At 44.9% G+C, this 15,468-nt stretch carries 13 protein-coding genes; 4 read left to right on the top strand and 9 right to left on the bottom strand.

Annotated elements, in window-relative coordinates:
- Window positions 1–11: 11 nt before the first annotated feature.
- Window positions 12–2,963 carry a two-component regulator propeller domain-containing protein gene (locus ABDV94_RS11195; RefSeq protein WP_343747263.1) on the top strand — a complete coding sequence of 984 codons (2,952 nt, stop codon included), beginning with the start codon at window positions 12–14 and terminating at the stop codon, window positions 2,961–2,963.
- Complete coding sequence (locus tag ABDV94_RS11200) at window positions 2,960–3,595, top strand: response regulator transcription factor (RefSeq protein WP_343747264.1); 636 nt, start codon at window positions 2,960–2,962, stop codon at window positions 3,593–3,595. The genes ABDV94_RS11195 and ABDV94_RS11200 overlap by 4 nt, the downstream gene beginning before the upstream one ends.
- Window positions 3,596–3,689: 94 nt before the next feature.
- Here the strand turns inward: ABDV94_RS11200 and pth are convergent, their stop codons facing one another.
- The gene (pth, locus tag ABDV94_RS11205; protein ID WP_343747265.1) at window positions 3,690–4,253 is read right to left on the bottom strand and encodes an aminoacyl-tRNA hydrolase; all 564 of its coding nucleotides are present in this window, start codon (window positions 4,251–4,253) and stop codon (window positions 3,690–3,692) included.
- 175 nt (window positions 4,254–4,428) lie between these two features.
- Here pth and kdsB point away from each other — a divergent pair, with 175 nt between their 5' ends.
- Window positions 4,429–5,163, top strand: coding sequence for a 3-deoxy-manno-octulosonate cytidylyltransferase (gene kdsB, locus ABDV94_RS11210; RefSeq protein WP_343747266.1), 735 nt, complete (start codon window positions 4,429–4,431; stop codon window positions 5,161–5,163).
- A 124-nt stretch (window positions 5,164–5,287) separates the two neighbouring features.
- On the opposite strand, the gene ABDV94_RS11215 is transcribed toward kdsB, so the two are convergent.
- From ABDV94_RS11215 to ABDV94_RS11250, 8 genes are all read right to left on the bottom strand, one after another.
- The gene (locus ABDV94_RS11215) at window positions 5,288–5,998 is read right to left on the bottom strand and encodes a signal peptidase II (RefSeq protein ID WP_343747267.1); all 711 of its coding nucleotides are present in this window, start codon (window positions 5,996–5,998) and stop codon (window positions 5,288–5,290) included.
- 1 nt (window position 5,999) lies between these two features.
- Window positions 6,000–6,380 (bottom strand): TraR/DksA C4-type zinc finger protein, encoded by a 381-nt coding sequence (locus tag ABDV94_RS11220; protein ID WP_343747268.1) that lies wholly within the window; start codon window positions 6,378–6,380, stop codon window positions 6,000–6,002.
- 377 nt (window positions 6,381–6,757) lie between these two features.
- Window positions 6,758–7,549 (bottom strand): 16S rRNA (adenine(1518)-N(6)/adenine(1519)-N(6))-dimethyltransferase RsmA, encoded by a 792-nt coding sequence (gene rsmA, locus ABDV94_RS11225; protein ID WP_343747269.1) that lies wholly within the window; start codon window positions 7,547–7,549, stop codon window positions 6,758–6,760.
- The gene (locus tag ABDV94_RS11230) at window positions 7,539–7,865 is read right to left on the bottom strand and encodes a DUF4286 family protein (RefSeq protein WP_343747270.1); all 327 of its coding nucleotides are present in this window, start codon (window positions 7,863–7,865) and stop codon (window positions 7,539–7,541) included. The genes rsmA and ABDV94_RS11230 overlap by 11 nt, the downstream gene beginning before the upstream one ends.
- Before the next feature lie 201 nt (window positions 7,866–8,066).
- Entirely contained in the window at window positions 8,067–11,033 is a 2,967-nt protein-coding gene (locus ABDV94_RS11235; protein ID WP_343747271.1) for a MopE-related protein, read from the bottom strand.
- A 172-nt stretch (window positions 11,034–11,205) separates the two neighbouring features.
- Window positions 11,206–11,793, bottom strand: coding sequence for a riboflavin synthase (locus ABDV94_RS11240; RefSeq protein ID WP_343747272.1), 588 nt, complete (start codon window positions 11,791–11,793; stop codon window positions 11,206–11,208).
- Window position 11,794: 1 nt separating this feature from the next.
- A complete protein-coding gene (locus ABDV94_RS11245) occupies window positions 11,795–13,240 on the bottom strand; it encodes an O-antigen ligase family protein (RefSeq protein WP_343747273.1) in 1,446 nt (481 codons plus the stop codon).
- Window positions 13,241–13,242: 2 nt separating this feature from the next.
- Window positions 13,243–14,238, bottom strand: coding sequence for a Wzz/FepE/Etk N-terminal domain-containing protein (locus ABDV94_RS11250; RefSeq protein ID WP_343747274.1), 996 nt, complete (start codon window positions 14,236–14,238; stop codon window positions 13,243–13,245).
- A gap of 193 nt (window positions 14,239–14,431) precedes the next feature.
- Here ABDV94_RS11250 and ABDV94_RS11255 point away from each other — a divergent pair, with 193 nt between their 5' ends.
- A complete protein-coding gene (locus ABDV94_RS11255) occupies window positions 14,432–15,304 on the top strand; it encodes a bestrophin family ion channel (RefSeq protein ID WP_343747275.1) in 873 nt (290 codons plus the stop codon).
- Window positions 15,305–15,468: the final 164 nt, after the last annotated feature.

The raw sequence follows: 15,468 nt of genomic DNA on the forward strand, positions 1-15,468 counted from the left end.
TTTGATTACAGATGAAAAATGCTTTCCTCACCGGGATTTTGATATATGCTGCTACTGTATTCGGTCAGAATCACAGCACTTCGCTGCTGTTTGATCATGCTGTTTTCCAGAATTACTCGATGAAAGACGGACTTTCCTCCAACTATTGTTACGATGTACTCCAGGATTCGAAAGGCACGATCTGGATTGCTACGCTGAACGGTTTAAACCGCTTCAACGGCAATCGCTGGGAAACTTTTCAGCAACAGGCCGAAACAAAGAACAGGCAGCTCCCCGCCAACTGGGTGATTGATGTGGATGAAGAAAAAAACAAGGGAATCTGGATCAATACCGACCGGGGAATTGCTTTCTATAATTTTGCCGGGGATTCCATTTACCGCTATGCGGATCCGGTGAAAGGCTGGGGAAGAATCATTTCCGTGGGAGCAGATCAAATCCTGGTTTCGTCTTGGACCGGATTGGAGCTATTCCGGAAAAAAGGCAGCACGTTGCACTCCATCCGATCTTTTCCTGAAACCGCTAAAAATTCGTTTCCTTTCCTTTACCGCGGATGGGACGGAAGTATCTGGACCTGTCCGGAAGACCGGCCTTCACTGGTTCACTGGAATCCAACATCGGGAACGTTGAACTACATCACACATTTTTACCTTCAGAACAAACAGATCAGTCCGGTAGTGCGGGGTATTTTTCAACTCAATGCAAAACAGCTGTTATTAACCACCCGGCAGCATGGTTTATTAATCTATACGATCGGAACCAACCGGGTGCGGGCTTTCTTTCCGGAGGTTTTCGTTCCGGAAACGGATTATTCGCAGGTCATCCGTTACCGGGTCGGACAGGAACAATTCCTGATTGTCGGGACACAATCCAAAGGGCTTATTGCCTGGAATGAAAAAACACACCGGCACTTTTTCATCCGCGTAAATCCATACAATCCCAAAAGCTTGTGCTCAAATCAGATCCAGGGGTTTTGCACCGATGACAACGAAGGTTTGTGGATTGCAACCGGAATGGGAATCAGTTATTTCCATCCCTCTCTTCAGAAGAACAAAAGCTATCATTTCCATAATCGCGAAACGCTGAAAAACGGGATCCTAATCAATGCCGTGCTCCCATTAAGCAGACAATCGTTCCTGATCGGAACAGAATATGACGGTCTTTTTCTTTACCATGCAGATTCCGATGAGTTGATTTCCATTCCCGTTCCGCTGACTCAAATCAGTTCTATTGCTAAAACAGAACTGGGTATTCTGGTGGGTTCAAAAAAAGGAACATTCCGTTTTTCGGAACAAACTCATCAACTGGAGTCCAAGCCGCTTGTTGCAGTGAGTACCCTGCGCATCCGGCAATTGAATCATGCCTTGCTTGCGTTTTGCACTCAAAAGGGATTGATGTTGTTCGATATACGGAAAAAGCAATTTGTTTTCAAAGAGGAAGCCATTGCAGGCACTGCAGCGGAGAAATTATTTTGCAAAGATGTCTGTCTGAAGGATCATAAATTGTGGATTCTGCGTTTTTTCGATGGCTGGGAAGTCCGGGAGTTCCCCACTTTTCGAAAACTATATGCTACACATCCTTCCCAATTAAACATTCCGGTTGATTATCATTGCATCCAGGCAGCAGATAACTGTGTTTACATGGCTACATCCGCAGGAATCATCCGCCAGCATACAGACCGGCTGCACCAGGTTGATTACCTCAAAACAGCTGACGGTTTGATTGGTGATGAAATCGAGAACCTGCTTGTTACAGACGGAAATCAGCTGCTTTACACCACTGTAGATGGTTTGTATACCTACAACCCGGACACCAAAAAGAGTCTGCGTCTTTTTTCATATGAAAACTATGTTCAGAAATGGTACAACCAGCTGGAGCCTTCCGGGGACGGAACATTTCTCTATAGTGTGTCTGATTATTTTTGCAGGTATACGATTACCAATCGTTTCCGGAATCAAAAAACACCTTCCCTGGTCATTTCAAAATTAACGGTGAACAATCATCCGGTGCTTCTATCCCGCAATCAACTGGATCTTTCCAGCCATGCAAATGATATCCGCATTTACCTGGCCGGATGTGTTTATCCGGAATCCGGAAAAAATCGCTGGTATTATCGCCTGAACCAACAGGCTCCCCACATTTCCGATGGAATCATTGAACTTCAAAACCTGGCTCCGGAAGACTACACCCTTCAATATTATTCTATCAACAACGAAGGTGTGCGATCAGCATCGTCCAAAACGTTGTTCATCCATATTGCCCCTCCTTTTTACAATACCTGGTGGTTTATCCTGCTGCTCTTTTTATTTGTTGCGCTGCTTTTCGGTATTTTTTATTTCTATAAACGTTACCAGAACCTGCGCTTACTTGCTATCCGCAACCAGATTTCAAAGGATCTGCACGACGAGCTCGGCGCTAATGTGAGTTCGATTCATATCCTGGCAAACATGCTGCAAAACGACCCTCATTCTCCCATGGCGCAAAGAGCCCTGGATAATATTTCCCGCTACTCTGTTGAGATCAGTGACACGATCAACGACATCATCTGGAACGTGAACCCGCAATTTGATTCGCTCGATGAATTAATTCGCCGGATGGTGCGTTATGCCTCTGAAACGATTGAAGCTGCTGGTATTGAATACGAACTCCGGATTCCGGAGTTTGCCGCTTCTTTTAAACTTGACAATCAAAAAAAATACCACCTCTACCTGATTTTCAAGGAAAGCATCAACAATGCGGTGAAGCATTCCGGAGCAAACAGCATGGAGATCGTTTTCCGGTTGAACGGCAGGCTATTCGAATTCGCTGTCAAAGACGATGGAACCGGATTCGACACAAGTATACGGAGCAACGGCAACGGCATGCGCAATCTTCAGGCACGTGCCTCTGAAATCGGGGCAACTATTTCCATTCTTTCTTTTCCGGGAAAGGGAACCAGCGTTTCTTTAAACATTCAACTCATATGACGACAATCATTGTTTTCGAAGACAAAGCCAATATGCGCGAGTCACTCAAACTACTGCTTGAAAATGAGCCGGATTTTCGTGTCCTGGGGCTCTTCCCCCATTGTGTCCGGGGCGTTGAACATGTGCTTCAACTGAATCCGGATATTGTATTGATGGATATTGACCTGCCCGAGATCAACGGAATTGAAGGTACGAAACGCATCAAAAAAGCAAGTCCGGACACCCAAATCGTCATGCTCACTGTTTTTGAAGACGATACTAAAATATTCGAATCGATCAAAGCCGGGGCCGATGGTTATTTACTCAAGAAATCGATTCCTTCGGAGCTGATTCCTGCTATTCGCAATACAGTTACCGGCGGATCACCCATCAGCCCGGGAATTGCGTCCAGGGTACTTCATGCTTTCCGGGAAAAGAGTAAACCAAAAGCCCTTAGTTTTGAACTGAGCAAGCGGGAACATGAAGTATTGGAGTTACTTACTAAAGGCTATTCCTATAAGAAAATAGCGGAACATTTGTTCGTTTCGGTTGACACGATTGGCACGCATATCAAGAATATTTACTCGAAATTGCAGGTCAATTCGGCATCGGAAGCTGTGGCAAAAGCATTGAAAAACCGGATTGTTGAATAAGACGAATGCCCTTTCCGGGTTGAACACTCAAAAAACCTACCCGGGTATATGGTGGATATCCTTGCGCTTATCCCCCTCTCAATCAAAAAAATCGTTATTTATTATTCCAATTCGTCATGGTCAGCTGAATACCAACCGCAGCATAGCTTTTCAGAAACTCGGTTGCAACCTGGATGCGTTCGTTCAAGGTTTCCTTTTCTTCCGCAGTCCATTCTCCGAGTACGTAATCTACCTGTTGTCCTTTGTGGAAATCTGCTCCCACACCAAATCTCAGGCGGCAGTATTCGGTGGTGTTCAACGTTGCCTGGATATCTTTCAACCCGTTGTGTCCGCCGTCTGAACCTTTTCCTTTCATGCGCAGTTTCCCGAACGGAAGCGCCAGGTCATCGGTAATTACGACCAGGTTTTCACGCGGAATCTTTTCCTGCTGCAGGTAGTAGTTCACCGCTTTACCGGAAAGGTTCATGTACGTTGTCGGTTTCACCAGGATCAGTGTTCTGCCCTTGAACTTTACTTCCGCTACTTCTGCGGTTTTCTGCAAATTAAATGTCCCGCCAAGCTCTTTTGCAAGGGCTTCAACCACTTTAAATCCGATATTGTGGCGCGTTTCTTCGTATTTTGAACCGGGGTTTCCTAAACCGACAAACAGGTATTTCATAATGCGACAAAATTAACTAAAAGTCAGAAATTTGGGTAAAATCCCTTTCCCAAACTTTGCGTGCTTTGCTTCTCTGCATTTAAAACACATGAGGTATACATACCTAAATGAACCGCAAAGGTGCAAAGAGCGCAAAGAAGATTTCCTCCGAATAACTATCTTTGAAAGAAAAACCATGCGCATTCTCGGTATCATTCCCGCACGTTACGGCTCCTCGCGTTTTCCGGGGAAACCTTTGATTGATTTGAACGGAAAAACCATGATTCAACGCGTGGTAGAGGGAGCTTCAAAGGCTTCCCTGCTAACGGATTTGGTCGTCGCAACGGATGATCAGCGCATTGCAGATGAAGTAGCGCGGTTCGGTGGAGACGTGATGCTGACGGATTCCAAACACCCTACAGGAACGGATCGCTGTGCGGAAGTGCTCCGCAAGCTATCCGAATCATACGATGTGGTGATCAATATCCAGGGCGATGAACCCTTGGTGGATGCACGGCAACTGGACCAGTTGCTGCAGGCTTTCACTAACCCGGAAGTGCAAATCGCAACACTGGCTTCACGTAAAATTGCGATGGAAGATATTCAAAACCCCAACCGGATTAAACTGGTCATCGATAAGAATCACCGGGCATTGTACTTTTCACGAAGCCCGATTCCCAATTTTGCGAACGCAAAAGGAGAACCACTCGAAATCTATCCGTTTTTGAGACACATCGGGCTGTATGCCTACCGTTCGGAGGTGTTGCTTGAACTCAGCAGACTGGAAGAAACCCAGCTGGAAAAGATCGAATCGCTGGAGCAACTGCGCTGGCTTTACAACGGTTATTCGATTCAGGTGGTGGAAACGGAAATCGAAACGCCGAATATCGATACTCCGGAAGATGTGGAGAAAGTGCTGGAGTTGCTTTAAACAAATTCGGATCGATGCTGCTCACTGTGCTTGATACTCCCGACTATTCGCTCCGTTTCTGTCGGGAACGCGAACTGACATGAGCAGAATCACTCGAAACTGATAGAAACAAAAAAACGGAAGATTACTCTTCCGTTCTGATCGTATTTTCTTCAGCTGAAACCGTGCTTGCCGGTGCTGTTACTTTCTTTTCCTTCGGGAAGTATTTTCGCTGTCTCAGGATAATCATCACCACTCCGACACTGATCGCCGCATCTGCCACGTTCCAGATTGCCGGGAAAATCTGGTTGTCTCCATTTTGATCGTACCACGGAACCCAGGAAGGCCACTCCACATTGAACTGGAACATATCCACTACGTTTCCAAGCAGGAAACCGGTGTGCCTTGTTTCGTATTTTCCTACTATTCCGCAATCAGACCAGATTCCGGATCCTTCCAGGTGGTTGAACCCGATACACGGATCGTAATCGAAAATGAAATCATAGAACATGGAATCAATCAGGTTTCCGGTTGCCCCGGCAAACACCAATCCGATGGCCAACAGAAATTCTGTTTTCGCTCCCTTTCGCCACTGCTTGATAAAGTAATAAGCAATCGCGAAGCTGGCCGCAATCCGGAAAATACTCAACCCCAGTTTTGCCCAGATACTGGCTCCAAACGTTGTTCCGAAGGCCATTCCCTGGTTTTCGATATACAACAGGCGAAACCAGGAACCGAATACGTTTACCGGAGGATCGTAATAATTGAAGGATGTCTTGATCCAAATTTTAGTGATCTGATCAATCAGTAAAATACAGCATACCGCTATGATAACGATATAGAGTTGTTTTTTCAACTTACTTGTTTTGCATGTTTTTAGCTTCAATACTCAAAGTAGCATGCGGAACCAGTCTCAAACGCTCTTTTTGGATCAATTTACCGGTTACACGACAAACACCATAAGTCTTATTCTCAATGCGCATCAACGCATTTTTCAGGTTTTCAATGAATTTCTCCTGACGAGCAGCCAATTGTGCAACTTCTTCACGGGACAAAGTCTCCGACCCATCTTCCATCATGTTGAAAGTTCTTCCGGTGTCATCTGTTCCATGATTATCATTCGACAAAGATGATTTCAGCATATCGTAGTCATCATACGCCTCTTTCAATTTCTCATTGATCAATTGACGGAATTCTTCCAATTCACTATCTGAGTATCTTGTTTTCTCCTGTGACATTGTAACGTATTTTTTGAAATTCGCACAAAAATAATCGAATTTTCAGAGGAGTAACGAGAAATTGATGAATGGTAACAATTACTTATTCACAGGAATACTCTTTCAGCACCTGTTTTTGTTAGTAAATCACTGATATTCTGAAGGAAAACGCTCAAAAAACGAAAGTGTTAAAGAGATGTAATATTCTCCTTTCTGCTCCATTTAACATCCGCTTTCCATTGCATTGAAAAAACCACAACACAAGGGCTTCGAAACACATTTACAAGTATTTACACACCCAAAACCGGTGAATCCGGACGGAATTATCTTCCTTTTTCAGGAAATCACTTTCGCAGCACCCAATTTATTCAAATCAACCTGAGGTTCAGGTAATTAGTTTATGACTGTGCGTTTGCCCGCTGCTTTTCAATCCAATTGGTCAATTCGATGAATTCTTCAACTCCCAATCGCTCAGGACGAAGCTGCAACACCGGGTTTTCCTCATACGTTTCCGGAAGCATCGCTTTGATGGAGTTCCGAATCGTTTTGCGGCGCTGGTTGAACGACATTTTCACGACCTGTTTGAAAAGCTTTTCATCACACGGAAGTTTGTCTCTATCGTTTCTGGTACAGCGAATCACCCCGGATTTTACTTTCGGAGGCGGATCAAATACATGCTCATCTACGGTGAAGCAATATTCGATATCGTAGTATGCCTGGAGCAAAACGCTCAGGATTCCGTACGTTTTAGTGCCTGGTTTCTCGGCTACGCGTTCGGCTACTTCTTTCTGGAACATACCCATGATCTCCGGGATCGAATCCTTGAAATCAATGCATTTGAACAAAATCTGGGAGGAGATATTGTACGGGAAATTTCCAAGTACGGCAAACGGTTTCTGTCCCACAATCTGGGTCGGATCCATTTTCAGGAAATCCCCGAAGATAATACGTCCATCCAATTGCGGATAGTGCACTTTCAGGTAATCAATCGATTCGGAATCGACATCCATCACATACAATTCCGTTTCCGGATCCTGCAACAGGTATTCTGTCAGTGCTCCCATTCCCGGACCGATCTCAATCGCCGTTGTCACTCCCTGGTGATGCTTGAACTGATCTGCAATTTTCTTACAGATATTCTTATCCTTGAGGAAATGCTGCCCCAGGTGTTTTTTTGCTCTAACGCTCATGCGGAAAGTGTTGGATCACGTTCAAAGTACTTCTGAAAGCGGCAAAACGCCCTTCGTATCTGCTTTTATGGTCTACCTGAAGTCTTGCCGCATGATTGTGCTGGTAATCGCTCAGATGCTCCTGGCTGTATGCCACATAGGTCATGGCATAGGTGCAGGCTCCTTCTTCTTCATCGTTCATTTTGGACATCCGGCCTTCGAGAAAGCATCCGGTCGCCATCACATCCGGAATGTGTACTTCGCACATCCAGCTCACCCAATCCTGTTCGATCGCCGGGTCGATGCTTACTGTGACATTGTAGATTATCTGTTCCATCGGTGCAAAGTTACTGAAAATTGGGGAGTCGGTTGGCAGGGTGTTTTTAACCGTTAAGCTCAACAATTTTACAAATTGATAATCCCGATAGCTATTGGACTGTGTAAAAAGTCCGGTTTCAGGGGGTTTGGCAGGTATTCTCCCAACAAAAAAGGCTGCCTCAACGAGACAGCCTTTCAATGATTTCAAATGAATCTATTCTTAGTTCTTCACCCAACGAACCAGTGCGGTTCCTGAAGCAGAAGTCAAACGAATAAAGTAAGTTCCAGGTACCAGTGTTTCTGTGTTGAATACCAATTCAGCAGCAGATTTCTGAGTAGCAGACAGTGCCATTTCTTTTCCGTCTACTCCAATGAATGTTACTGTAAATCCGTTCCATCCTGAAGCCAGGTTCAATAGGACTGAACTTGTTCCCGGGTTCGGGTATACGTTCAAGTTTGCCAAAATAGCTTCTTCGATTCCAAGAACACCGTCAACACCGTCACAATTCTCATCAATTCCGTTTCCGGTTTGATCAACTGCACCCGGGTGAATCGCTGCGTTTGTATCGTCACAGTCTTCATTGTTTGTTACATAACCTGCTGGTTGTGTACAATCTGTTACAGAAGCGTTCGGGTTACCATATGTATCACCGTCAGCATCTTCGTAGTACGTTGTCATGGTGAAACCTTCATCGATGTTTCCGTCACAGTTGTTGTCAACACCGTCACAAACTTCTGTTGCAGCAGGGTTCACCTGATCGTTGCTGTCGTCACAATCTTCATTGTTTGTTACAGATCCTGTAATCGGTGTACAAGAAACAACTCCTGAAGCATCAGAATCTCCGTATCCGTCACCGTCAGCATCTACGTAGTAAGTCATTTCAGCTCCGATCTGAGCGTCGTTGTCGTTACAATCCGTATCATTGGAAACGTAGTTTGCAGGACGCGTACAAGAAATCTGAGAAGCTCCTGCATCACCCAATCCGTCACCATCAACGTCAGCATACCAAACAGCACCAGGGAATTCCTCTGCATCTGTATCATCACAATCGGTGTTATCCAATACGTATCCGGTTGGAGCAGTACAAGCTGTTTGAGAAACCGCTGGGTTTCCGTAACCATCGCCATCAGCATCTGCATAATATGTCTGAGTCGGCAATGCATTGATTGCACCGAAAAGAGTTACGTTATCGTGACGGTAAGTTGCTGTAGCCGAACCGATTTCAGTCAGGTAGAATCTGAATTCAACGTTTGAAGTAACGTTATCGAAAGCAGAAGTCAGGAATACGGTATCTACCAGGTAAGTAGATCCATTTACTGTCAATTGTTTTGTAAACAAATCTGCTCCATAGTTATCCAGGCTGGAACGAACGTGAAGCGTTGGAGTTCCTCCTGTTCCGGACAATCTGTGGCTGAATTTAATCATGCTCAGATCCAAACCGTAACAGCTGGAAGGCGTAATCGCAAAGTGGTAATACTGAGTCAAATCAATTGTAGCTCCAGTGTTGAATCCGTTATAGTTAATTACGTTGTTAGCAGAAGAACAAGTCAAAGAACTTCCGGCAGCACCGTAATCACCAAATGTTGCGTTTGCAGGCTGAGTTGTTACGCCCAATACCGGCGCAGCACAATCGTTTCCTGTAAATTCATACAATCCGATTGCTGTTCCGATAGTATTCAGATCAGATCCGTTACAATCTTCGTCGATTCCGTTATTTGGAATTTCAGTTGCTCCCGGGTGAATCGCAGGGTTCGTATCATTACAGTCTGTGTTATTCGTTACAGAACCTACAATCGGTGTACAAGAAGGAACTCCTGTAGCAGTTGCAGCACCGTATCCGTCACCATCCGCATCTGTGTAGTACAATACAGCCGCACCGATAGCCGCATTCGTATCGTCGCAATCGTTAGCATTTGTTACGTGGTTTGCAACCGGCGTACAGGAAACAACAGAAGAACCTGCATCACCCAAACCGTCACCGTCAGCATCGGCATAATAAGTCGTCCCCAATCCGATAGCAGCATTGGTATCATCACAGTCGTCATCATTCGTTACGTAGTTTGTAATTGGCGCACATCCTGGTTGAGATACCGCAGGGTTACCCAAACCATCACCGTCAGAATCCTGGTAATACGTAATGGAACCTGTAATTGTCAGGTTAATCGTAATAATACTGTCACATCCTGCAGCATTCGGAATTGTATCGTGGTATGTTCCGGAAACGCTGTACGTTTCGTCAGTTGAAGGAACCGTGTAAGAACCACAAGCAACCGGTGAAATCGTACTGGTTGTGTTGTTTTTAATCGTCAGGTTAATCGTGATAACACTATCACATCCTCCGGCATTTGGAATCGTATCGTGGTAAGTTCCGGAAACGCTGTAAACTTCATGTCCGGAAGGAACAGTGTATGTTCCGCCACACTGAGTCACAGCTAATGTGCCTGTTGTTGGAACACAACCACCGGCAGCAGTCCAGGAAACAGTTACATCATCAATCGATAAACCATGGTCATTTCCTGATTGATCAGGATCATCCCACTTGATCATCAAATACTGACCAGGGGTCAAAACCAATCCCGGAATCTGAATATTCGATAAAACCATTCTGTTTGCTGCAAGGTTTCCATCCAATGCTGCACCAGTAGCAGCTGCAACAAAAATCGGGCTGGTTCCGGTAAGTGCGGTTACCTGCGTCCAACCTGTGTTTACATTTGGATTTAAAGATGTAATTGCAGTACTGCTTACTTTATACCAGAAGGTCATGGATTGAGCGGCACCTGTCGTACTTGACCCTCCGTCTCTCCACTGCTCCATGGTGTAACCCACTGTAATGGTTCCGATATTTCCGGAAGCATTGTTTTTTAATAAAAGACCGTGAGCAAAGTTTCCTGCTGCTGCATTTCCTGATCCAATAGAGCCCAAGGCTCTTTCCGTTGAAGCAGCAGCTCCATAACTGTATAAAGCACCGGCATTAGAAGATCCTACATCCGCACGGTAAGTCGTTCCCGTTCCGGATCTTTGAGAATACCAGTTCGCAATCGTAGAGTTATCTACCCACGCGTTCGTGGTTCCCGTACTTGCCAATGTATTGAAATCCTGGGTATATGAACCGGTTCCCGTGATAGAAACCTGAGCAGTACCCCCAAGACCTAAAAACAAAATAGGTATTAGTAAAAGTCTTTTCATTTTGTATTCTTTTTCAAAAATTTTTGCCAAAGGTATGAAAAGCGGGTACTATGTTCCTAAAAAAAATAGTTGCTAAATCGGTATGGTGAAATTTTACTAAAATTTTAAGTGTTTCAAAATCAATGAAATACTTAAAACTAAATCGATTTAAACGAACAGTATTATTAAATCATTAAGCTTTCTGCATCTCCATTAAGCGCGCCACGTATTTTCCAATGATGTCGAATTCCAGGTTTACCTTCGTTCCGGGTTGAAAAGTGTGGAAATTAGTGTGTTCATGCGTGTACGGAATGATACAAACGGAAAACAATCCTTTTTCAGAATCCACTACCGTTAAGCTCACTCCGTTTACCGTAATAGAGCCTTTTGCCACGGTCGGCTGGTCAAAATCATAGCGGAAAGTGTATTTCCAGCTTCCGTCTAAGTCCTCTACGGAAATGCAGGTTGCCGTTGTGTCTACGTGACCTTGCACCATGTGTCCGTCGAGACGTGCTCCCAACAGCATGCAGCGCTCCAGGTTCACTTTTGCGCCTACTTCCCATTCGCCAAGGTTCGTTTTATCCAGTGTTTCCTGGATCGCCGTAACCACATAGGTATCCCCTTCTATTTTCACAACCGTCAAACAGCAACCATTGTGGGCAACACTTTGATCAATTTTTAATTCGTGAGTGATGGTAGATTCTACCGTAAAATGAACGTTGCTCTGATCTTTTTCAATCGCAACAACCCTTCCGAGGGTTTCTATAATACCTGTAAACATGCTATTCTCCTTGTGTTTGCTGCTGCATTTTCTGCAGACGCGCTCTTAAGGCTATAAAGATAGCACACATTGACCAAACAGGAACGGCCGCTTTGTCGGTATCTAAAAAATTATTGAGGAATCCGTGTATAAAATAGGTCGACAGGGAAACGATGAATCCCATCAACAGGGTTTTGATTTCACGGTCTTCAACCGGCCAGGCATTATAAAGTGTGATTCCTTCGTAAAAAACAGCCGCCACAATCGCCAGCATACTCAGCATTCCCAGCAATCCCATTTCTGCCAAAGGTCCGAGGTATTCACTGTGCGCATTTCCCATATTCCCGAAATTGGTCGAAATGATCGTCAGGTTTTCCGGGCGCTGGAAACGGGCGTATTCGAACGAATACATCCCCGGCCCAAAACCCACCCAAGGCCGCTCCCGGAACATGTCGATCGCACAGTTCCAACGGTTGATCCGCTCCAGGTTCGAAGCGTCGGTTGTTACGTTCGTTGCACTTTGCAGGCGCTCTCCGAATTCTTCCGTTGTATGTTCGTATTTGTTTCGCGCCAAATCCTGCTGAATCGAATCCCAGGAAGCCCAGATATACAACCCGATCACCAATGCGATTCCCGCCAACCAGGAAAATTTCACTTTGAAACGGATCAATAACCAAATCACAATTCCCAAAAATACGCTCAACCAGGCTGCACGGGTATAACTGAAATACAATCCAAGCAAGGAAATAAACATAAATCCGATGAGGATGAACTGCTGCAGCGGCGTGTGTTTGCGGGCAAAATAAAACGAGAAAATCAGCGGAACTACCAGCGCAACCAATGCTCCGTAGATCGTGTGATCCTTAAAGAACGGCCACATCACCCAGTGGCTTTCCTTTTCCCCGAAACGGTAGGAAGCATGCACCACCAGCGTGTAGGTAATCGCAATGACCATGGTCGAAATAAACAGCCACAGGAACCAGCGGATTTTCTTCGGCTCATAAAAAACGGCGCTTCCGTAGAACAAAACCGGAACAATGAACCACAGGCGTGCAAGCAGGAATTTCAATGAAGTTACGGTATTTTCGCTGGTAATCGACGTAAACAAGACCCAAACCAGGTAGAAAACCACCGTCCAGACAATCGCCGAATTTCTCAGGTATGTTGGAAAAACCCGGTATTTCATATTCTGGATCAGCAACAGGAGCATCGTTCCGAACAACAGTGGTTCGGTGGGAATAAATAACCCGAAGCTGTCAGTGTATTCTTCGATGTTAATCGACAACGGAGTGGCCGCGATGATGAAAAAGAAAGTGTACTCGGTGTAAAACAGCGCTACAAAAAGCACGATCAGCGCATAGGGAATCAGTGGGATATAGGTGTTATCAAACCAAAATCCGTATCCCAGCAAACCGACAAATGCCAGTCCGAGGACCAATAACCAACTATTTTCCCGAAGAAAAGCCACGCTTAGGACAACTTACGAAGTTCCTTGATTTTATCCTGGATCAACAACAGGAATACCATGAATACAAACGTTCCGAATGTAGACAGCAGCATGATGATCAAGCGTTTCGGCTTGTCCTTTTTATCTGCCACGACCGCGCGTTCCACGATAAACTTGTGGTTGAACTGCGTATTCGCATCGGATTCTGCCTGTTCATAAGACTGGTTGAAATCAGACAATTTCATGATTTTTTCGTTTCGTTCGTATTCCAATCCGTCGAAAAGTGCTCCGTATTTCAGGTTAATATCGATGCGTTCCTTGTAATCTGCTTTGTCTTCCGCGCTTTTTGTTTCTACATAAGCCTGGAAGAGGTTTGCCCGGCTTTCCAGCGGAACAACTCCCAAACCTGCCAGTGAATCCAACTGTTTCAGAATGGCATCGCGTTCAGCTTCGAGCATTTCTTTCTTTCGTTTGTTGATCTGGAACGCAGGAACCGTACGCTCCATGACCATTTCATTCTTCACAGTGTCAATGAGGTCGACAATTTTGTTCGCCATGTCTGCCGCCAATTGCGGATCTTTATCCAGTACGTCGATCTGGATGGAACCGTAGCGTGTACGCACGAACAAAATGTGGCTGTTGTATTCTTTCACCAGTTTGAAGTGCTTGTTGGCATCGGAAGGATCAATGTCGTAATGCTTCCACAAATCAAATTGCTGTACGACTTTATCTCTTACTTTGGAAGACTGCAGGATCTGGATCAGCTGTTCTGCCTGTTCTTCCTCCCCGAAGTCCATCGAAGAAGCTTTGGCATTTCGCTGTTCGGAAAAGGATACCGTACTGGTTGCAGCAGGGAACACGATTGCTGTGGATCGATAGAGCGGCGTCATCAGGAATGCGATGAGGGTTGAAACGACCAGACCTGCCGCCGTAACGATCAGCAATATTCTGCGTTTAGCCCATAATGTGACGAATAAATTCATTCGTTGTTCCTGCATTACCTTGCTGCTTTCTTCCATACTTTTTTCAATTACGTGTTGCAAATTTATCCGAAATTCAGCAATAGCCAAATTCTATCATCCGATCGGAAGAAAAAGCGCTTTCAGTCTGATTTCAGTTTTGTGTCAGGATTGCCCGCTTCCCTTAACGCATTTTTTATTTTAAAATTATCGTCGTACCAAAATTCATTACTTTTGTTCCCTAAGCTATTGCATGATAACATACAACCCAAAGAGTTGGATCGGATTGATCTTTCACCTGACTAAAAGTGATACGCTTTCCATTTTATGGAAGGAACTGCTTTTCATTTTCCTCTTCACACTTGGAATTGCCTTTTTCGAGATTCATTTCTTTTCAGATGCCGTTGTTTTGGAAAAACTGTTCTCGGTTTATTCCATCCTGGGCTTTGTCTTGTCGCTGTTATTGGTTTTCAGAACAAATACCGCTTACGACCGTTGGTGGGAAGGCCGTAAAAACTGGGGACAGCTGGTCAATGATTCGCGCAACCTTGCGGTGAAATTAACCGCATTGGAATTGACGTTGGAAGACAACCATTATTTCGGGCGCCACATCGGGAATTTTGCGTTGTGTATTAAGGAACACCTGCGCCAGGGAACCGACTTTGACCTGCTGGATTTAACAAACGAAGAACGTGTTTTCCTCGAAAACCTGGATCACATTCCTTCGGGGATTGTAGAACTGATGTACAAACGATTGAACGAACTGAAAAAAGCGGGAGTTCTCTCGGAAGAAGATCTGTTGCGCCTGGACCGGAACCTCAACGGATTTCTGGATTGCGTGGGCGCTTGCGAACGCATCAAAAACACCCCGATTCCGTATTCGTATTCGATGTTCTTCAAAAAGTTTATTTTCACGTATGTGGTGACGCTTCCTTTTGCGTTCGTTGTCAACTTTGGATATTACTCCGCAATCATCGCTACATTTATTTTCTACGTATTGGTAAGTATTGAAATCCTGGCGGAAGAAATCGAAGATCCTTTCGGCACGGACGACAATGACCTTCCGACGGATGAAATGGCATTGCGCATCCAGGGGATTGTGCGAACCATTTTGGCCCGGCCTTAGTCTTTTTATAGTATCCTGTCATGTTATTCGGAAAAGAGAGATCCAAAACAGAGGGTGTATTCGTAATATTGCGAAATCAAAATCCGGATTTCCGTTGCCTACTCCCCCAGGCAGAAAAGTATGTGTTGCATCTACAAAACATCCTTTGCAAGATCTCCGATAGC

The organism is Fluviicola sp. (genome assembly GCF_039596355.1).
In the GTDB taxonomy this organism is placed as follows: domain Bacteria; phylum Bacteroidota; class Bacteroidia; order Flavobacteriales_D; family Crocinitomicaceae; genus Fluviicola.